18 protein-coding genes are annotated in these 21,222 nt (G+C 37.6%); 6 read left to right on the forward strand and 12 right to left on the reverse strand.

What is annotated here, in order from left to right:
- The first annotated feature begins 4 nt into the window (after positions 1–4).
- From J2T03_RS03455 to J2T03_RS03480, 6 genes are all read left to right on the forward strand, one after another.
- On the forward strand, positions 5–358 hold the full coding sequence (locus tag J2T03_RS03455) for a DoxX family protein (protein ID WP_306842481.1): 354 nt from the start codon (positions 5–7) through the stop codon (positions 356–358).
- A gap of 108 nt (positions 359–466) precedes the next feature.
- Positions 467–787, forward strand: coding sequence for a hypothetical protein (locus J2T03_RS03460; protein ID WP_307209436.1), 321 nt, complete (start codon positions 467–469; stop codon positions 785–787).
- A gap of 26 nt (positions 788–813) precedes the next feature.
- The gene (locus tag J2T03_RS03465; protein WP_307209438.1) at positions 814–2,190 is read left to right on the forward strand and encodes an aldehyde dehydrogenase family protein; all 1,377 of its coding nucleotides are present in this window, start codon (positions 814–816) and stop codon (positions 2,188–2,190) included.
- Positions 2,191–2,197: 7 nt separating this feature from the next.
- Positions 2,198–2,869 (forward strand): potassium channel family protein, encoded by a 672-nt coding sequence (locus tag J2T03_RS03470; protein ID WP_307209440.1) that lies wholly within the window; start codon positions 2,198–2,200, stop codon positions 2,867–2,869.
- Positions 2,870–2,874: 5 nt separating this feature from the next.
- A complete protein-coding gene (locus J2T03_RS03475) occupies positions 2,875–3,891 on the forward strand; it encodes a bestrophin family protein (protein ID WP_307209442.1) in 1,017 nt (338 codons plus the stop codon).
- Positions 3,892–3,905: 14 nt separating this feature from the next.
- Positions 3,906–4,649: a hypothetical protein gene (locus J2T03_RS03480; RefSeq protein ID WP_307209444.1), complete on the forward strand. Its 744-nt coding sequence runs from the start codon at positions 3,906–3,908 to the stop codon at positions 4,647–4,649.
- A gap of 115 nt (positions 4,650–4,764) precedes the next feature.
- Here the strand turns inward: J2T03_RS03480 and J2T03_RS03485 are convergent, their stop codons facing one another.
- From J2T03_RS03485 to J2T03_RS03540, 12 genes are all read right to left on the reverse strand, one after another.
- Positions 4,765–5,292, reverse strand: a complete 528-nt coding sequence (locus J2T03_RS03485) for a hypothetical protein (protein WP_307209446.1) — start codon at positions 5,290–5,292, stop codon at positions 4,765–4,767.
- Positions 5,293–5,365: 73 nt separating this feature from the next.
- Entirely contained in the window at positions 5,366–8,839 is a 3,474-nt protein-coding gene (locus J2T03_RS03490) for a hypothetical protein (RefSeq protein WP_307209448.1), read from the reverse strand.
- A 1,008-nt stretch (positions 8,840–9,847) separates the two neighbouring features.
- Complete coding sequence (locus J2T03_RS03495) at positions 9,848–10,783, reverse strand: helix-turn-helix transcriptional regulator (protein WP_307209449.1); 936 nt, start codon at positions 10,781–10,783, stop codon at positions 9,848–9,850.
- A 597-nt stretch (positions 10,784–11,380) separates the two neighbouring features.
- Positions 11,381–12,118, reverse strand: coding sequence for an SDR family oxidoreductase (locus J2T03_RS03500; RefSeq protein WP_307209451.1), 738 nt, complete (start codon positions 12,116–12,118; stop codon positions 11,381–11,383).
- A 77-nt stretch (positions 12,119–12,195) separates the two neighbouring features.
- On the reverse strand, positions 12,196–12,765 hold the full coding sequence (locus J2T03_RS03505) for a Crp/Fnr family transcriptional regulator (protein ID WP_307209453.1): 570 nt from the start codon (positions 12,763–12,765) through the stop codon (positions 12,196–12,198).
- A gap of 125 nt (positions 12,766–12,890) precedes the next feature.
- Positions 12,891–13,688 carry an HAD family hydrolase gene (locus J2T03_RS03510; RefSeq protein WP_307209454.1) on the reverse strand — a complete coding sequence of 266 codons (798 nt, stop codon included), beginning with the start codon at positions 13,686–13,688 and terminating at the stop codon, positions 12,891–12,893.
- Positions 13,689–13,763: 75 nt separating this feature from the next.
- Positions 13,764–14,831 (reverse strand): UDP-glucose--hexose-1-phosphate uridylyltransferase, encoded by a 1,068-nt coding sequence (locus J2T03_RS03515; RefSeq protein ID WP_373425268.1) that lies wholly within the window; start codon positions 14,829–14,831, stop codon positions 13,764–13,766.
- Positions 14,800–15,987 (reverse strand): galactokinase, encoded by a 1,188-nt coding sequence (gene galK, locus J2T03_RS03520; protein ID WP_307209455.1) that lies wholly within the window; start codon positions 15,985–15,987, stop codon positions 14,800–14,802. The genes J2T03_RS03515 and galK overlap by 32 nt, the downstream gene beginning before the upstream one ends.
- A gap of 112 nt (positions 15,988–16,099) precedes the next feature.
- Positions 16,100–16,753, reverse strand: a complete 654-nt coding sequence (gene fsa, locus J2T03_RS03525; protein ID WP_307209458.1) for a fructose-6-phosphate aldolase — start codon at positions 16,751–16,753, stop codon at positions 16,100–16,102.
- Between the two features lie 32 nt (positions 16,754–16,785).
- A complete protein-coding gene (locus tag J2T03_RS03530; RefSeq protein ID WP_307209459.1) occupies positions 16,786–18,819 on the reverse strand; it encodes an alpha-glucuronidase in 2,034 nt (677 codons plus the stop codon).
- A gap of 80 nt (positions 18,820–18,899) precedes the next feature.
- A complete protein-coding gene (locus J2T03_RS03535) occupies positions 18,900–19,874 on the reverse strand; it encodes a glycoside hydrolase family 43 protein (RefSeq protein WP_307209461.1) in 975 nt (324 codons plus the stop codon).
- Between the two features lie 42 nt (positions 19,875–19,916).
- Positions 19,917–21,038, reverse strand: coding sequence for an endo-1,4-beta-xylanase (locus tag J2T03_RS03540; RefSeq protein ID WP_307209462.1), 1,122 nt, complete (start codon positions 21,036–21,038; stop codon positions 19,917–19,919).
- Between the last annotated feature and the right edge of the window lie 184 nt (positions 21,039–21,222).

Below are 21,222 nucleotides of genomic sequence, written 5' to 3' on the forward strand. Positions count from 1 at the left end.
AATTATGATATTAAAAATAATTAATTCAGCATTTATTCTTATAGCCGTATTTATGGGGTTAAAACAAGGATATAGCATGTTTTCAGGAAAACCTGAAATGGTAGAAATGTTTAGTAAATGGAATTTTAATAAAACTGGACTAGCTATAACCGGAGCCGTTACAATGTTATCTGCCTTGTTAATTCTTTTTCCAAAAACGTTTGTCTGGGGAAATTTTCTTATGGCCGCAGGAATTTTACTTATTATATGCTTTCATCTTCTAGATAAAGACTTAAAAGGGGTTCTTATTGAACTGCCTTTTTTATTATTGAACCTGGTAATCATTTACCTTCAGTATCCTTTAAAAAATGAATTTTAAAGTATGAAAACATTGGCTTTTATATTATTGACAGGGTATTCACTGAGTTTCACAGCCTGTGGGCAGACAGTTAACCCAGGAAAAAAAACAGAACAAAAAAACAATAAAATGGATACAGATAAATTAACAAATACTAAGGTCAGGGAAGCTTTTGATGCATGGCAAAAAGGTGATAGCAGAACATTTTTGTCATTTTTCACAGCAGAGCCCAAATTATATGATGACGGTAATCCAAGGGATTTTCAAAAGTTTGTAAAAAGTGCCTGCGGTCACGAAAGCTTCACCACTATTGATAAGGTGGACAACGAGGGTAAAGATATTTACGGAAATTTTCATACAGAAAGCTGGGGAGACTTTAGAACTTATTTCAAATTTCATCAGAATGCAGAAGGCAAATTCGATAGATTGGACATAGGGCAGGCTCAATAATTTATTAAATAAAAAAACATCAAATTATGAACAAGTATCAAATATTATTCGATAAACAAAAAGAATTTTTCTATACTGACACCTCTAAAACTTATGAGTGGCGTATTGACCAGCTAAACAGACTGGAAAGAATGCTTACTGAAAATCAGGATGCATTTTGCCAGGCCTTGAAAACAGATTTCAACAAGCCGCCATTTGAACAGCTTTTTGAGATTACGGTGCCGCTGGGTAATATAAAGTATTACAAAGAAAACCTAAAAACACTGATGGCTCCTGAACCCGTGGCAATCCCTAAAGGACTGGAAGAAACAGGGAACAAAGGAATCATTTACAAGGAACCTTTTGGAGTAACTTTGGTTATTGGCCCCTTTAATGCCCCTATTTTACTGTTGCTTGATCCTGCCATTGCAGCACTCGCTGCCGGAAATCCTGTGATACTTAAACCTGCTAATACAACCCCTACTATTGCAGCTCTTTTTGCTGAGCTTATTCCAAAATATTTCGAACCGGAAGCTGTAAGTGTAGTAATGGGCGGAAGAGAAGAAATTACAGAATTATTGCAGTTACCTTTTGATTTTATTTTTTTCACGGGAAGTTCTGCCGTGGCCAAAGTAATCATGCGTGCTGCTGCTGAAAACCTTACTCCTGTTATTCTGGAACTCGGAGGGCAAAATCCGACGGTGGTGGATGAAACGGCTAATCTTGATATTGCGGCTGACCGTATTCTTTGGGGACATATGGCCATATCCGGTCAATGGTGCATTGCACCGGGTTATGTTTATGTACATGAAAGTATTGCCGAAGAATTTATTGACAAATTAAAGAAAGCAACTGTAAAAATGTATGGCGAAGATCCAAGTCAAAGTCCGGATTTTGCAAGGATGATCAGCGAACATGATACGGAAAGAGTCGCCTCCTATATTATTCCTGAAAAAGTGGTTCTGGGGGGCCGGTTTAATATTAAAGACAGGTATGTGGAGCCTACCATCCTGTATCCGAGCAGCTGGGAAGATCCGGCAATGCAGCAGGAAATATTTGGTCCGGTATTCCCGATATTGGTTTATAGTGATCTGAAAGAAATTGTTGAAATTATCAAACGCAGACCGAAAGCATTAGCTTCCTATTTTTTCAGCAAAAATCAAGCAAATATAGATTATTTCATGAATGCTGTTTCGTTTGGTGGAGGCTGCATCAATCAAACAAATCTGCATTGCTGGATAGACAGTCTGCCGTTTGGCGGAGTAGGTTACTCCGGTATGGGAAAATATTACGGAAAAGCAGGTTTTGATGCCTTGAGCAATACCAAGGCCGTACTGATTGGCAATCCTGATAAAGAACTTGATGTGTTTCCGCCATATGCAGGTAAAGATATTACTAAAAACCTGAGCGTTTTTGGATCGTAACAGAATTATGGAGGGATCAATATTTCATCAATTCAAAACAAGGAAATATGAATTATTGCTATTTGTATTAATCCAGCATTTATTTGTAGGCATCTTTTTATCTGACCTTAATTTTTACACCAGGATCATCTGGCCAATCAATATGCTATTGCTGGGGTTGGGCAGTATTTTTATTTTCACCGGTAAACACAGCTGGCGGCACTGGTTCAGAAATCTTCACTTTATTGTGGTGCTTCTTTTGCCTATCGGAATTCCTTTTTTTAAAGAGGTAACATGGTATTTTACTTTTCTCAATATCAATTATGTCATATTTTTTGCTTTTCTTTTTTTAGAATTACTGCGCTTTTTATTAAAACCGGGATATATCAACAGTGATATTATTTCGGCTTCTGCATGCGGCTATTTTCTATTGATTGAAATTTCAACCTTCCTGCTGCAGACATTCGAATATTATAATCCCAATTCTTTTAAGGGAATTGACAGCTCCTCTCCTGCCAGTATTTTTATAGACCTGGTCTATTTCTGCTCTATCACTTTTACCAGCATCGGTTTTGGGGATATAACACCAGCCACGCACATAACCAAATTAATAACAGCCTTTATTGGTATTGCAGGACAATTTTATACAGTAGTGCTGGTAGGAATTTTAATCAGCAAATTTTCATCAAAAAACAATTAACTCATATGAATACCGGCTCTCATTATAAGCTTTACCATTTCATTCCCTGGACAAGAGTGAAAATTTATAAAATGCTTTTACTAAGTATTGTTCCTACATGCCTGTTTTACTTTCTCGAATGGAAATGGCTAGCTATTCCGTGGGTTCCTGTAGCATTATTGGGAACAGCTACAGCATTCATTTCGGGGTTCAAAAACACCCAAACCTATAACCGAACCTGGGAGGCAAGACAGATCTATGGGGCAATTATCAACAATAGCAGGGCCTTTGGAATTGCAATCAGAGATTTTATAAGATCGGATGACAAAGCGGAGCAGGCCAACTTACACAAGGAAATGATGTATCGTCATTTTGCATGGCTAACTGCCTTACGGTTTCAATTGAGGGAAGTAAAGGGTTGGGAAAATGTAAAAACAAAAAGCTATAACCGCGAGTATCTTAAGTATTATAAAGTTCCGGAATGGGAAAGTTCATTAGATGAAGAACTGAAATTTTTTCTGACTGTAGAAGAGCTGGAGTACATTTTATCAACAAAAAACAGAGCAACACAGATAATTGCCTTACAGTCCTCAAAATTGAAAAAAATGAATGAAGAATCCAAAATTTCAGACTTTAATTTCGTTGCCCTGGAGAACCATCTGAAAGAACTATATGATCAGCAGGGTAAATGTGAAAGAATCAAAAATTTCCCTTATCCACGCCAGTTTTCAAGCATTAATCTGTATTTTACCAATTCTTTATGTTTTTTACTCCCTTTAGGTTTTATTGGAGAGTTTTCAAAAATGACAGAAAAATTCGGAGAAAATATTATTTGGCTGACCATTCCTTTTAGCGTGCTGCTGGGATGGGTATTTTTAGTATTGGAACAGATAGGTGAAAGTACAGAAAACCCGTTTGAAGGCAATGCCAATGATATCCCGATAACACAGATAAGCAGAAATATAGAAATAGATCTCCGTGAAATGCTGGGAGAAAAAGACCTGCCGGCTGGAATACAGCCTGTAAATAATATTATTTTATAAAACAATTATAATAAATGAACACTCAACATTTAGAAACAGTACACCAGTGGTACCCTGCTGCCAAAACTACGGAAGACACTGTAAACAGATTATTAGATGTCATCGAAGAAAATTTAGGACTCAAGCCCAACCAGTTAATGCACGCAGACAGCATGTGCTGTGATGATGTAAATGCCATTCAGTATCCTCCAAGAGCTTATGAAATGCTGGGACCTTTTCATATGGGAGGACTTAACGGTTTTCCTTTTGCAGGGATTACAGGAATGAACGCTTTTGCCCATCATGTTCCTGAAGATGGAGCAGTAATCATATTTTATGCTCCGCACATTGGCATTACCAAAGATGGAAGCTTGGGTGAGATAAGCAGAATAGGCCAGACTGGTCATTCACCCTGCTGCGGTGCGGCAAAAGGGGCTTTAGGAAAACTCGTGGCAGGACAGATTGTGGAAGGCAACATTACATCATTAGATTTTCAGATGAATACCATTGAACAGATCTTTCTGCATCATAAAAACAGGATCTTAGATGCTGAAAATCAAATTTTCGAAGCTACTGAAGTGATGTATGAAGCTATTGATGACAGAATAGAAGTTTTAGTAAAACAGACCAATTATCCCTGTAAATATGTAATTTTAGTTGGAGCAGTCTTTATTAACGGCGACCGGGACATGGGTTCTTTCTGTCAGTATAAGAAATTTGATTGTATCGACCTCGAATCTAATGAAAGAAAAAGTCTGATGAAAGAATATTACGGATAAAAAAATCTTCTTCGAACAAATATTTAAAGAAAAAAGGAATCGTAATTGATTCCTTTTTCTATAATTTTCATCTTATTTTTCATAAAGAGTCTTCATTTAAGAAGGTCTTTTTATTTCAGGGTTTCCAAAACGTCCATACTGTACCGTTATATACTGCTAGCTGTTTCTTTACAGTATCATAAGCCAACATTCCGGCACTTGGGTTGATAATATTTAAATGAGGGCTTGCTACTTTAGGCAGTATCATGGCTTTATCTGCATCAGCGAGTACCAGGATTCCTTTTGTGGTATCTGTTCCTCCTGCAGTGGTACTGATACAAACCTTAGCTCCCGGCTGCTCTTCCCTGTCAGTATCCTGAATACTCAGATCTGCGGTTCCTGATGAATCTATGCTCAGATCAAACCATGTGTTGGTATCTTTTAAGTATTTTACTTTATGATCTGCTGTATCAAAAAGGACAGTCCCATTTTCGGTAATTCCGGTTTTATCCGTAACATAGGGAAGAAGAAGACCTTTATTTTCGTTGTTTCCAAACTCTAAAGAAACCGAACCGTTGCTTACGCTTTCTGTGCTTATTCCTATTTGTGCCTGTAAAGAAACAGTCATTAAAAAACTGCTTATTACAATTATATTTTTAATCATTTTAATTTAAGTTTAATGAAAGAACAAGAGCCTGAATATTGAATGACATCATTCAGGCCCTCAGAAATTATTATTAATCAGGGCAGGTTTGTGTACTGACACAAAACCAGGCTAATGCATCTCCGTTCTGGGAGGTATACATTTTAAGACATTTATTGGTGGTATCGTACACCAGCATTCCTTCCACAAAATCAGCAGCCGGAATTCCTACCGGATTTCCTGAAGTGTTAAAAGGCATTCTGTTCACAACAAAACCTTTCGTTCTGGCTTCCAGAACCAGCCACGCGCCATTTCGGACTGCCGGCCAGTTATCTGAGTTCTGAATCCCAGCTCTTGTTAATGAACTGATTCCTACCTTACTGATCAATGCCGGATTTTCTGCTGTAGCAATGGCTCCAGGCTTGTAGCAAACAGCATTTTCAAGCGTTCCAAATGTGATATAACGTTTTGTGTTTTCTGTATTAAAATCATGATTAAAAACCCATTTACCTGCTGTTTTTGTACCTTGAACTAATATTCTGTTAACGGTGAAATTAGCATCATCAGCTATTATCATATAAGCTACGTTCGGGTTATAAAACTGACTTTCATAAGCTGACAGATCAGCCTGAAAATATACAGTATCCATAGTTCCTGTTCTCTGTAAAAGCCACTCTCTCTGGATAATTTTAGCATTGCCATTTCCCAGATTAACCGTCTGCATAGGAAGTGCAACAATATTATTATCTCCTGCAATTAAAAACTCCTGGTCATCAGAAATAGCTGTTCTTGATGCCGCAAGATTTTCCGATACGAAGTCATTATCAGTTGCTATGGTGAGTATGGTTCCACTGTTCACACTGTTTGATACTTTTTGATGCAATGCTGAGATATCATCACGCCCGATCCCAAAAATATTGTTATTAAAGGATGCATTTTCTCCTCCGTTCCATACCACTGATTCTGTTGAAGACAAATAGTGGTTTGTAGCTGTACGTCCCAAAGTAAGGCCATATTTAATGGCCAGATAGGAATCCACCCTTCTTCTTTCTGTTTCTGTCAAACTACCTGCTCCATAAATAATAGTCTCTCCAATACTTCCTCTAAAACTATCATTATCACTTCCATTACCTGAAAATATAGTGGACCCAAAGGCATGCCCTCCGTTCAAATATCCCATAGCATGGTGGGCACCGACTACCCCATTAGCCACTCCATTAAGACCCTTTGAAACCTCTGTATTAGTAAATCTATGATACATAATACTAGGAATGGTGGTTGAAAAATTAATATTTCCCGGATTTGCCAGGTATCTACCTGCATAAGCAGCGTCTACCCTTTCAATCTCATCGGGGTTGGGGTTAAATCTTTTATTAATTCCAATTCCATCCCAATATGCGATATTGCCGGATTGGTTTGCATTATTAACTAATGAGCTGAAAATCCTTGTATTAGTACTTCCGGGAAGAAGCCCTTCTTTAGTAAAGGTAAAAATATCGTATTCTAGTTCTGAAACCGTACGTACATTAGTGTTTCCCAAACTCTGATTAGTTGCAGTGAAATTGATTCCAGGATTAAAATTGAAGTAATTGGCTGCACCAGTTACATACTTCGGAAATGGATTTGTCCCCAATTGAGAAGAAACTGTTCCGGAAAAAAAATCTTTCCAGGAAGTAACTTCTGTGCCTGCACCGTTATTGGCAGCATCTTTATCTGCCCTGTACCAATAGCTTAATGAATTAGCTACCCCGCCAGGTGCATAAGCATAACCGCCAAATGTAAAGTAATCTCCATTATTAAAAGTGATTACTGCTGTATTATAAACCGTTCCGTTTACAGTCACTTCAGAAGTCATTGGAACAAATTCATCGGATGTATCAAAAGTTGGATCCGTAGAACGGATTAAATGTAAATTTGAGATCTTTTTTGGCCAAGCGACAATTACATTACCCGTATTTCCGATATTCTGAACTTTCCATATAGAAGCAAATCTATAATTAACCTGTGCTGCAGGATTTGACAACGCTACTGATAAGGATTGTCTTAATCCGTTATCTCCTGTCATAAGAAACTGGCCGTTCGTAAGACTGTTCGTATTAGCTGAATTCATATTAAATAATGAACTTCCGGCTCCGATAATTAATTTCTGATCTTCATTAGCACTTTTCGATTGCTTTTGATATAAAGCACCTGCATCATCACGGGCTATTCCGAAGACATTGTTGTGATATGTACTATTTGCTGTACCATTCCAGACATTAACACTTGTTGATGATAGATAATCAAATGTACCGGAATCAACTCCGCCTGTACGTAACGTAAGACCGTATTTAATGCCTAAATAACTATTAATTCTTTGGTTTTCATTCCCTGATTTTGGGTTTGTATAGGCAATAACTTCGGGAACCAGCCCTCTCCATGGCTGGCTTGCTCCTGTAATGCCGTCACTTCCAACAACAAAATTTCCTGCTGCGGAACTTTGATTTCCCCCCGTACGGGCAGCAAATCCGTTAAACTCAATACGAGCTGTACCAGCAACGGCATGTTGCCAGTGTCCTGACATTAGATAAGACTTTGACATGGTCATCGCAGGATTACTAGCACTCCCGTATAAACTGGTATACATCATAAAAGTGGCGTTTGGATAAGCTCCAAGGTGGGGATTATCTCCTGCTGTCCCTACTCCAATTAAAGTATTGGCTCCCGAATTTGTTTCAAGAGAGGCTACCGAATACAGCGATAAACTGTTATTCACTCCGCGGTTTGCTACCTGATTGTTACCCATCACCTTATTATCAAAGTTAACAGCCGGGTTAAAGTTAAATTTATCCGCGCTATTTGCTAAAACAGGCTGTAAGCCGGCTGTACTTTGTGTAAGATGATAATCATTTCCCGATTTATCTGACCATAAAGAAGGAGCAAAACCATCATCTGCTTTTACCCATAATCCTAAATCTGCCACTACCCCGCCCGGAGACTGTGCATAACCGGCCAATGTAAAATAATCTCCATCATTAAACGTAACCACAGCTGTATTATAAACTGTTCCATTAACAGTCACTTCGCCAGTCATCGGAATAAAATCATCCGATGTGTCAAATGTTTCATTTGTAGAACGTACTAAATTTAAATTTACAATTCCCTTAGGCCATGCTACAATTACAGTACCTGTGTTTCCTGTATTCCGGACCTTCCATACAGAAGCGAATCTATAGTTGATTTCCCCTCCTGCTGCACCGGGATAGAGTAAGGAAACGGATAAAGACTGTTTTAATCCGTTATCTCCTGTCACCAGAAACTGGCCGTTCGTAAGACTGTTCGTATTAGCTGAATTCATATTAAATAATGAACTTCCGGCTCCGATAATTAATTTCTGATTTTCATTAATGCTTTTTGATTGCTTTTGATATAAAGCGCCTGCATCATCACGGCCTATTCCTAAAATATTGTTGTGATAGGCACTATTCGCTGCGCCATTCCAAATATTAGCACCTGTTGACGAAAGATAATCAAATGTACCGGAATCAACTCCGCCTGTACGAAGTGTAAGGCCATACTTAATTCCCAAATAGCTGCTGATTCTTTGGTTTTCGTTTCCTGATTTTGGGCTTGTATAGACAATAACCTCAGGAACCAATCCTCTCCATGGCTGGTTAATGGAATTAATAAAGTCATTCCCGACAACAAAATTCCCTGCTGCGGAACTTTGATTCCCCCTGTCCGGGCAGTAAATCCATTAAGCTCCAGGCGGCCTGTACCTGCTGTTGCATGCTGCCAGTGTCCTGACATTAGATAAGACTTTGACATGGCCATAGCAGGGTTGTCAGCACTTCCGTATAAACTGGTATACATCATAAAAGTGGCGTTTGGATAAGCTCCAAAGTGCGGATTATCTCCGTTTGCTCCGATCCCTATCAAAGTATTGGCTCCCGAATTTGTTTCAAGAGAGGCTACCGAATACAGCGACAAGCTATTATTCACCCCACGGTTTGCAATCTGATTATTCCCCATTGCTTTATTATTAAAATCAACAGCCGGATTAAAATTAAATTTATCCGGTGCATTTGTTAAAGCAGGTTGTAATGTTGTAGTACTTTGGGTAAGATGGTAGTTGTTGCCTGATTTATCTGCCCATGATGATGGGGTAAAGCCATCATCTGCCTTTACCCATAATCCCAAATCTGCATTGACCCCGCCAGGAGATTGTCCGTAAGCTGAGACCGTACAAATAACTGAGACGACAAGAAATAGTTTAAATTTTCTCATTTATTTAGTGTTATAAAAATTGTTATTGTTGAAATTGTTCTCAACATTTTGGGATACCCCAAGAGTATACTGATAGAATCCAGCAGTATTCTCTTATATAGAGACATTTGTGTATTAAACTTTATAGAAAATAAAATAGCCGGATGTATCTGTTTTTACCATATCAGCCACATCCATTTTTTATCAGTGCAATGTTAATTACAAACATTGTAGAGGGCAAAAAAAGAGCTACTCACATATACTTCTTTGCCTACTTATATTTACTAAAAATCATTTTTATTTAAAAATCAACATGTTAAATACAATCAAATTAAAATGTAACAATCATATATGAATTGAGGTCTGTTTCAGAAGACAGCTTGAGCTTCTTCCGTATTCTGTATTTTTTATTTTCGACAGCGCGGACAGTGGTATTGGTAGCAACTGCCATATCTTTTGTGTTTAGGTTTAGTTTTAATAAAGCACAGATCTCCAATTCTGAGGCAACAAGATTGGGACAGGATTCTAAAATTTTCTCGAAATAATCCGGAAACTGAGATTTAAAATAGGTGATAAATAAAGAGTTCCTACTCATGGCAAGTTCATACAGAGTGTCAGAAAAATTTATTTTATCTGTCTTTTTAATCAGATCATTCATTTTCTCTTTTTCAAGATAATATTTAATGATCATTTTTTCCTTTCTGTGAATAAAATACATGCCGACAAACGTACAGAAAGCAATCTCCATTACCTTATAAACCCGAACGTACCATTGTTTTTCAGGGGAAAGGTTCTGCTGTAAAAAAGTGAGTACAGAATAATCCGTAATAATGTTTACTAAAAAAAACAGTATATATAGCCCCAAAAGCATAAATACGATGGCTCTGTCTTTATCATAATCAAAAAAAAATGCTACGGCAATTGATAATGATATATAACTTAAATAGTTCATCACTTCTCTTCCACTTACTGTATCACAATAAAAAATAACAATCCCCAAAAACATAAAAAGCAACATGAGTAAGTGTTTGTTGAAGCGCAACCTGTCCGGCCATAAAATTGTGCAGAGCATGAACAAAGCCATTCCCAAAAATATTGCGGCATAAATAGCTTCCTCAAGAAAAATAAGGTTCAATAAAAAATTACTGATCAAAATAAAAACAAGAACAATCGTATAAACATCAAATAAAATACTTTTCTCATATTCGATTTCATCTTTCGCCTGCTGCCTTTTTCCCGTTAAATGGGAAGAAAAAAATTTAAACATGATACTATATTTATTTTAGCTGATCTTTAATATAACCGGCAAAAGACTGTAATCTTAAAATTTCAGCCTTTCTATGAATGTAAAAAAGAAACAGAACCTTTTGGTCAACTCAAGTAGATCTTTTAATCAAAATATATAAGATTATCTATTTATTTGTTATCCAATCTTAAAAATCAGGTCGTAAAATTAACTCCTTTTTTAAGTCTATTTAAATAGTGTAAGTTGTAAATTCTGAAATCCTAACCTATAAAAACGAAAGTAACTCACTTATTACCAGTTAAATAAAATATTATTAATTGCAATATTATGAAACAATAATTGTTATGGGAGCTAGGTTAACAATAGCAAATAAACTGGGAAATCTGGAAAAACAGGAATTGGATAGCATGGTTGAAAACATTTTAATAATAATCCTAGTTATATCAAAAATAAAAGCCCTGTAATTACTGAGAATTACAGGGCTTAAAATCTTCTGTACGTTTTTGTAGAAAATATAAAGGCCGGAACTTTTTTGCAAATGCTTTGTTGTAGTCTAAAGCTTACATAAAAAAATTAATTCCATATTATAATTTCTAAACATTCTACTATTTACAGACCTTACCATGGGCTTATTTTTGTCTCATCTTCTATGTCATTACTGAAAAATTGTCCCGTTGGTGCATTTTCATCAGTAAGCGTGTGCTTAATGATAAAGGAAGCTGCACTTTCCACAGACCCATGGCCGCTGTGATGGTTAAAATCTGTCGCGGTATAGCCGGGATCGATGGCATTAACTTTAAAAGGCAAATCCTTCAATTCATAAGCCAATACAATGGTGTATGCATTTAAAGCTGATTTTGAAGGGCCATAAGCTGCCCCTTTTATGCCATAGTACTTCCAGGTAGAATCACTGTGCAGTGTTAATGATCCAAGTCCGGAAGTAATATTGCTGATTCTGGGACTATCCGATTTTTTGAGCAATTCCAAAAACGCTTGTGTAACGCTGATCGCCCCAAAGAAATTGGTATCAAACACTTCCCGAATATGTTCAATGGAGGTATCCGATGCAGTTTGAGGGTTTACTCCTAAGATTCCTGCGTTATTAATTAGAATGTCAAGCCTTCCTTGTTCTTTTTCGATGATATTCCTTGCTGCTGAAATTGAATGGGGCTGAGTAACATCTATTTCAATTGCTTTAATATTTTGGAATCCCTTTTTTAACAACTCTTGTACGGTCTCTTCACCTTTTGCAAGATCACGGCTTCCCAAATAAACTAAAAATCCTTTTTCTGAAAGTTGTTTTGCTGTTTCCAGACCAATACTTCTGTTGGCTCCTGTAATTAATGCTGAATTCATTATTCTTTGTTTTAATTAATGATGTAAAATTCCATCAATTAAAAATAGAATCATTTGCCATTTGGCAAAAAGTAACTTTAGCGGATATTTTTTCTAATTCTACTCAATGAAGATTGGGTAACACCTAAGTAAGAAGCAATATACGACAGTGGAATACGATTAACAACTGTGGGATAAATCTCCAAAAATTTAAGATAACGGGTTGTTGCATCTTCTGAAACCAAAGGACTCCTTCTTTCCACTTTCTGTATTAAGGCTCTTGAAATAATTTTATGGACAATAGCATCCCAGCCAACAATTGTCTGTAAAAGCTCCAGCCAGTCTTTTCTCGAAAAAACGATCATTTTCGCATCGGTTATCGCCTGAACATAAGTACTTGAACAAATCTCATTATCAAAACTTTCCAGGTCCACCACCAGATTATTTTCTTCTACAAAGTATTTGGTGATTTCCTGTCCCTCATTATTATAATAGCAAACTCTTAAAATTCCATCTACAATAAATCCTACCTGGCGGGCAATTTTACCTGCCTCTGAAAAATATTGATCTTTTGGCAGGGTAATCTCCTGAGCTTTACTTGAAATAAAATCAATCTGTTGTTGATTAAGATTTCCAAACCTTAGAATAAAGTCAAATAATTCTTTCATAATTGCAAGTTAGCTAAAGTAACCTGTAGGGTATTTGTCATTTGGTAAAAAATAAAAGAAACTTTAAAAACAAAATAGTTAACCTATTAAATTTAATTAAAGAAGGTATGCTGAAAATCCTTAGACTAAATTTTTAAATATTCACTAATTGTTTCTAAAACTCCAAAATCGTCATTTGAAAGGGTAGAAAAACTGGCTGCAACCTTTACAGAAGGATGAGCATTTTCCATTGCATAAGAATATTTTGATTTTTCCAGCATGGTAATATCATTCATGTAATCTCCGAAAGACATTGTCTGGGATGGTGAAATATTCAGTAGATTCTGCAGCTTTTCCAGTGCATTACCCTTGTTGATACCTTTATTCATTATATCAAGCCAGTATTTCCCGGATACAACAACTTCAAGATTATTGTTCCTGAATTTTTCCAGGTAAGGGTAAAGATTCTTTTCAGAACCCTCAGGATGATAAACTGCGATTTTGAACACATCGTCATCAACTTTTTCTCCCAAATCATTTACTTTTTGATTCTCAGTATAATATTTTGTAAAATAATCAACAAATTGTTGATCGTCACTTTCATAATAAGCTTTCTTCTTTGCGGACAAAACTGCTCTCGCACCAGGAATTTCACGGACAGCTGCTGTGATATCAACAATAAATTTATGGTCTAATTTATCCGCGAAAAGTTCTTCATTTTTGTAAATGACATATCCCCCATTTTCTGCAATAAAGCCAATATCATTTTTAATGTCTTCAAAATATTGGGTAATACCAGGCATTTGTCTGCCACTTGCGGGCACAAAAAGGATATTTCTTTTTTTCAGTTCTTTAAAAACAGCAGAAAAATTGGGGCCTACTTCATAATCTGAATTGAGAAAAGTGCCATCCATATCTGTGACAATCAGTTTAATATCTCTCATAATAGTTCTTTACAAAAAAGTTCAAGTGGAAATCTCTTGATCAGTTAAAAATTTACAATGCAAAGTTAAGCTCTTTTATTTATGGATTTTATAGTGCATAACCGAAATATTTTTCAATATTTCCGCGCTTTGTTCCGGTGTGATGTCGCGCTGCGGTTCCGCCAGCATTTCGTAACCCACCATAAACTTTTTTACCTCTGCATTTCGAAGCAGTGGCGGATAAAAATGCATGTGGAAATGCCATTCCGCGTGCAGTTTTCCATCGGTTGGTGATTGATGAATTCCCGCAGAGTATGGAAAAGAAATCTCAAAGAGATTGTCATAAATGGTTGTTACATCTTTTATTATCAATGCTAAAGAAAGTTTTTCGCTATCTGAAAACTCTAATAAATTTTCAGCTTTTCTTTTGCTGACGATCATTGTTTCGTAAGGCCAGACAGCCCAAAATGGAACCACCACTACAAAATCTTCATTTTGCAGAATGATTCTTTCATTGATTTCCAGTTCTTTTTTTATATAATCTTCTAAAAGAGAATTTCCGGTTTTTTCAAAATATTTCTTCAGATTCTCCTGTGTTCTCAAAACTGTAGACGGAATGGATGACTGTGCCCAGATTTGTCCGTGGGGATGCGGGTTGCTGCAGCCCATTACACTTCCTTTATTTTCAAAAATCTGAACGTGATTAATGTAATCTTCAGCGCCAAGTTCTTTGTACTGTTCCTGCCACACATCTACCACTTTTTTGATATCTTCTACTTCCATTTCCGGTAACGTAAGGCTGTGATTTTCTGAGAAGCAAATAACCCTGTTGATTCCCCGTTCCGGCTTCAATGAAAAAAAATCCGGCTGTTCATTGGAAAACGTTACCTCTTCTTTCATCAGAGAGCCAAAATCATTGTCAAAAACATAGACTCCTTGATAATCAGGATTTCTCTCACCATTAGCGCGGATGTTCCCTGAACATAAATAGCAATTCGGGTCGTGAGCTGGAAGCTGGTCTTCAGCCGTTTTTTCGGTTTGTCCCTGCCAGGGCCGGCTGGCTCTTTGTGGGGAAACTAAAATCCACTCGTCCAAAAGCGGATTATATCTTCTGTGAGGATGTTTTTTCTGATTAAATGACGAATTCATTTCTTTGGTATTCATTAATTCCATCCGATATTTTTACATGGTACACTTTCATCTCGATATCAAAATCTGCTTTATATTTTTCGCTGATTTTTTCAATCACATCCTTTATATTTTCATTTTTGATCAAATTGATGCTGCATCCGCCAAAACCGCCACCCATAATTCTCGCACCTAAAACGCCGTTTTCCTTCAAAGTTTCTTTTACCATAAAATCAAGCTCTTCACAGCTCACTTCATATTCAGTGGAAAGCCCGGAATGAGTTTCGGTAAGAAGTGTTCCCAAATATTCCACATCACCTTCTGATAAAGCTTTGGCAGCTTTCTTCACTCTTTCAATTTCTTTTAAAAGATACCTGCATCTTTTATAGGATATTTCCCCTATTTCAGCCCTCACTGCATCAAGCATGGAAAAGCTGAAATCTCTGTACTTTTCTACTTCAGGAAATTTTTGCCATAACACTTTTTTTCCGTTATCAACGTCTTTCCTCCTGTCGTTGTAGCCGGAAGTCAGATGGGTATGCTTTACACAACTGTCAAAAAGCACCAGGCTGTGATCTCCTAAATTAGCTTCAAAATACTGATGTTCCAAAGAATTGCAGTCCAGCATGATCACTTGATGTTCTTTACCGAAAACGGATGCGAACTGGTCCATAATTCCACAATTGACACCCACAAAGGTATGTTCGGACTTCTGACCAATGAGCGCCAGCTCTTTCTTGGGTAAATTTAAATCAAAAAGCTGATTGAGAATAAAGGCAAATCCACATTCCAAAGCTGCGGAAGAAGATAAACCAGATCCCATCGGAATCGTACTGCTAAAAGCAATCTGTAGACCTTCGATCTGTTTTCCGCTTTCCTGAACAGCGTTAAAAACACCCAGCAGATAATTCACCCAGACCTGTGAAACCGGAGTTTGTTTTTGATTAACATTAAAGCTGAAAGAATCATCAAAATCTTTCGCGAAAAAAGTGCAGTTTTCTGAATCATCCGCCTTTTTTACGGCAAAACAAATATATTTATCTATGGCTGCAGGAAGCACAAAGCCATCACTGTAATCTACGTGCTCACCAATAATATTAATTCTTCCCGGAGCAAGAAAAATATGATCCGGTTCTGTCCGGAAGAACGATTGAAATGCTTCTTTTGTATGATTGATTAATTTCTCCTTCATAGATAACTGCAATTTATGCTTTTTATAATATATCTGACTAAGCCAATTTTAATATTATTCGAATAATTTAAAATATTTATTATAAAAAACAATCAGCACATTCTACATATATTTATTTCATTTTCTGTGAATCTTTTATAAACTGCTCCAGGCCGCTGTCTGTCAAGGGATGCTTTAGCAAAGACAAGATCGGAGGTAATGGGCATGTTACCACATCGGCGCCTATTTTCGCACAATTTATAATGTGCATGCTGTGTCTTACGGAAGCCGCTAGAATCTCTGTTTCGAAGCCGAAATTGTCAAAAATGGTTCTTATTTCTTCAATTAAATTCAGCCCGTCGGTAGAAACATCATCCAGCCTTCCTAAAAAAGGTGAAACATAAGTTGCACCGGCTTTTGCAGCTAAAAGTGCCTGTCCGGCAGAAAAAATAAGGGTACAGTTGGTACGGATTCCTTTTCCTGAAAAATATTTGATCGCTTTGATTCCGTCTTTGGTGATGGGAACTTTTACCACAATCTGAGGATGTAGCGCCGCCAGCTCCTCTCCTTCTGCAATCATTTCGTCATAAGTAATCCCGATGACCTCTGCACTTACATCTCCATCTACAATATCGCAGATTTCAAGGTAATGGTTAAGGATATTTTCTTTACCGGAAATTCCTTCTTTTGCCATGAGAGAAGGATTGGTGGTAACGCCATCAAGTATTCCCAATGCGTTGGCCTCCTCTATCATCGAGAGGTTGGCTGTGTCAATAAAAAATTTCATATAAAATTTGTTTAAGTTATTCTTATAAAGATTTAATTGTGATGCCCCATGTTCAGTTTAATTTTCTTCAAATCTTCCATTTCATGAACCGGTTTTTCAATGTCATAAGGAATCGGCATTTTTGAAAAAGTCTGAAAATAAAGCAAGCAGGCATCTTTCCACCAAACAGCATCTTTTGCCTGAATTGTAAGCTTCGACCGGACTTCTGCAAATCTTTCTTCATCAATATAAGGCTGCATTTTGTCCCAGAATTTTTGATAATCACGGACATTTTTTACACCTGTATCGTATTTGTAAGAAAGTTCTTCCCACAAAGTTTTTCCGTCTTTCATTTTATAATCCCATGGAACATGATGGAACCAGAGAATCAGGTTTTCTGGGCAGGTCTTAATGTTTCCATACGTTTCATTTAATGGAGGAAAATATTGTGAAACCGCATTACTTCCTGTTTTTGTTCTGTCGAACCCGACTCCCTGTGCGTCGGCCCTATGATAATATACCGGCGACCAGTCCGGTCTTCCACCCTTGTAATCGCCCCAAGGTTCCGGGCCATAATGATGTCCTCCTGCAAAAATATGGTGTAAACCGAGCGGCATCATATAATCCACCACAGTTTCTCTTGAAGTGAGCATTATTTCTTTTACAGGATTGAGAAATTTTTCGTTATCGGTAAAGGTCATTTTGATCCATTCATCGGCAATCTGTTCTGAAGTCAGATCGTGGTTCCAGGCCAGACGCCCAAAAGCATACCAATTGGCCTGTGCAAAATGATGACCTGTCCAGTTTTTATCTTCCCCGATATTGGCAACAGCCGAAATAGCCGAAATTTTTGAAGGCCTTAATGTTCCGTCCGTAATTTTAGCAATTGTGGAACCCCTGCCATCCGAATAAGTATCACTATCTAAAGTTTCTTTAAATAATGGAGCCAAATAAACCAGGTGATTAGAATGTCCCAGATATTCCTGGGTAATCTGAAACTCAACCATTTCCGGAGTTTTCTTTAAAGCTCCGAAAAGTGGATTAAATGCTTCACGAGGCTGGAAATCAACAGGTCCGTTTTTGATCTGAATAATGACATTATCCCTGAATTTACCGTCAAGAGGAACAAATTCCAGATAAGCCTGCTTTGCACGGTCTTCTTTGCTCGGGCTGTATACAAATGCTCTCCACATCACGATTCCGCCGTAAGGTTTCAGAACATCTGCCATCATATTGGCTCCGTCTGCGTGGGTTCTTCCATAATCCTGCGGTCCCGGTTGTCCTTCAGAATTGGCTTTCACCAAAAATCCGCCGAAATCAGGAATTAATTTATAAATTTCTGATGCTTTTTCCTTCCACCATTTCTGAACATCTTTGTTCAGAGGGTCTGAATTCTCAAGTCCTCCCAACACTTTCGGTGATGAGAAATTCACGGATAAATATACTTTAATGCCGTAAGGTCTGAAAATGTCTGCCAGAACTTTTACTTTTTCAAGATAATCCTTTCGGAGCATATTCGGTGATGCGTTCACGTTGTTGAGAACGGCTGCATTAATTCCGATGGATGCATTCGCTCTGGCATATTCTTCGTATCTAGGGGAAATTTTGTTGGGTAAATCTTCCCATTTCCAAAGGGAGTGCCCGGCATAACCGCGCTCTATCGTTCCATCCAGATTGTCCCAATGGTTGAGAATTCTTACATCGTAAGATGGTTTTTCGATGATGTTAATATCTGTTGTAGTCGATTTTGTCTGCTGCAGCCGCAAAATATGATAAACCCCATACAATAAGCCGATTTCCTTTTCTGCAGAAATAACCAATTTATTCTGAACTGACTGTATTTTGTAACCGCCTTTCAGGTTTTTTAATGATCTGTCGGTTCGAAGTTCAATTTCCTGACCCTGCCAATGATTCATCAACTCTTTTCTGGCAATATTTAAAGTCGGATTATTTCCTTTGAAAATGATTTTATCTGCCGAAATTCCATTTTTTGCCGGAAACCGAAGCCAGAGCTGACTTCCGTCTTCTGCGAAAATTGCAAACGGAATCATCAAAAATAACAGAATGTAAAGTCGGAATTTTTGCATTGGTGAATTTTTCAAAATTATTTAGGTTTTGGCTGAAGCCAAATTGCATATTCTATTTTAAAACGGGCTAAAGCCCGTTTCTATTGATTTTCTTCCAAACCTTCAATGGTTTTAATTTTACCATTTTCGTCATATTCAAGCTCAATTACTTTCATACTTCTCAGCCAGGTTTTGCCTTCACTCGGTACAGAGTCGTGAAAGAACAAATACCATTTCCCTTTGAACTCCACAATGCTGTGATGGGTTGTCCATCCTATTACAGGCGTTAGAATCTCACCCTGAAAAGTAAACGGGCCGTACGGATTATCTCCTGTAGCATAACAAATCAAATGTGTATCGCCGGTAGAATATGAAAAATAATATTTGCCGTTGTATTTGTGCATCCAGGAAGCTTCGAAAAAGCGATGTTTGTCACCGTGAAGCAAAGGATTTCCGTTTTCGTCCAGAATCAGAACGTCTTTCGGTTCTTCTTCAAATTCCAGCATATCATCACTCAATAAAACGACTTTTGAAGGAATTGCCGGCTCATTATCATTAGGAAGAATGGCCGATTCCAGTGCTTTGTTGTTTCTGTAACGCTGCAATTGTCCGCCCCAGATTCCACCGAAATACATATAATGCTTTCCATCTTCCTCAAAAATACAGGGATCGATGCTGTAGCTTCCCATTATCGGATGTTTTTCGGGAATAAACGGACCGTAAGGCTTTTCGCTTACCGCAATGCCGATTCTGAAGATATCATTTTTATCTTTTAACGGAAAATACATATAAAATTTGCCGTTTTTATGGGCAACATCGCAATCCCACAACTGCCTTCCCGACCAGGGAATGTCTTTTACCGAAAGAACAGTACCATGGTCTGTGATTTCACCATTCTCTACATCATCCAGGGAAAAAACGTGATAATCATTCATATCAAAGTGGTCTCCGTTGTCATTTTCTTCTATTCCGCTTTCCCGGTCGTGTGAGGGGTAGATGTACAATTTGCCTTCAAAAACGTGTACGGAAGGATCTGCCATATAGTCTTTCGGGAATAGATATTTTGCTTTTTTCATTGTTTAAATTGGAAGTTAGATGTTAGAAACTAGATGTTAGACTTATTTTTCTTTTGTTAATTGAATAATCTTTTTCACCACAGGTTTTGCCTGATCATTCCTGTCGAAAAGTAACGGATAATCTGTCCTGCCTTTTACCGGGAAATCATTTTTCCAGGATTGATTATCAGTAACACCCCACAAAGTCACTCTTCTGATTTTATCCTGATGTTTTAGGAATAATCTGAAAAAATCAAGATAACGGTTTTCCCACTCTGCCTTTACATTTTCCGGAAGGCCTTTGGTGTAAGGATTCATTTTTGCCTGATATTCTACAGTGTCAGAAACGTTGGCGGAAGTTCCCCAAGGCGAAGGAAGCGCGCTGATTTCCATTTCAGTAACATTTACTTTGACTCCGGCAGAAGCATAATCAACCAGTGCTTTTTCGTATTCACTGATGGAGGGAGAATCCAGTCCGACGTGAGTCTGCATACCTACACCATCAACCCGTATTCCTCTGGACTTTATATTTTCAACCATTTTTATCACGGTCTGAACTTTTCCGGGATGCCATTCGTTGTAATCATTATAGTACAGTTCTGCGTTCGGGTCTGCCTCCTGAGCATATTGAAATGCCAGAGGAATAAACTCTTTGCCAAGGATTTCATAGAATTTGCTCTTACGGTAAGAACCGTCTTCCATTATGGCTTCATTCACAACATCCCAACCTTTTACCCTGTCTTTGTATCTGGTAACAACCGTTGTGATGTGGTTTTTCATTCTTTGTTTTAAAATTTCCGCGGAAACGTCTTTTCCATCTTTATCCACAAAAAACCACTTGGGAAGCTGTGAATGCCAAACCAGAGTATGACCGATGATAAACATTTTATTTTTCTCTCCGAACGCCACGAATTTATCGGCATCATCAAAGAAGAATTTGCCTTCTTCCGGCTGCAAAAACATTGATTTCATACAATTTTCCGCCACAATTGAACTGAACTGATTTTTAATGATCTCAACTGATTTGGTATCCGTTTCGTTAACCTGCGGAAGGCTCATTGCAGTTCCGATGTAGAATTTATTTTTGAACGCGCTTTTCAGGGTATTGTCAGAGCTGGCCGTGCCTGCTGTTTTGCAGGAGACGGTTAAGGCTAAAATTCCTAATAATGCTACTATTTTTTTCATAAGATTTATATTTTCATTTGGTTTTAGCCGCAACTTATAAATTTTGGCTAAAGCCTTTTTCCTTGTCTTTTATTGAACAGGTTAAAGCCCGTTCCTATTGATTTTTCCAATTAATATTGTCAAGATTTTTGAATTCGAATCGCACGCAGCTCGGCTTGAGCGGAGCTCTTTTTGTGGAGCGAAG

Origin of the sequence: Chryseobacterium lathyri (assembly GCF_030812195.1) — a bacterium.
GTDB lineage: Bacteria > Bacteroidota > Bacteroidia > Flavobacteriales > Weeksellaceae > Chryseobacterium > Chryseobacterium lathyri_A.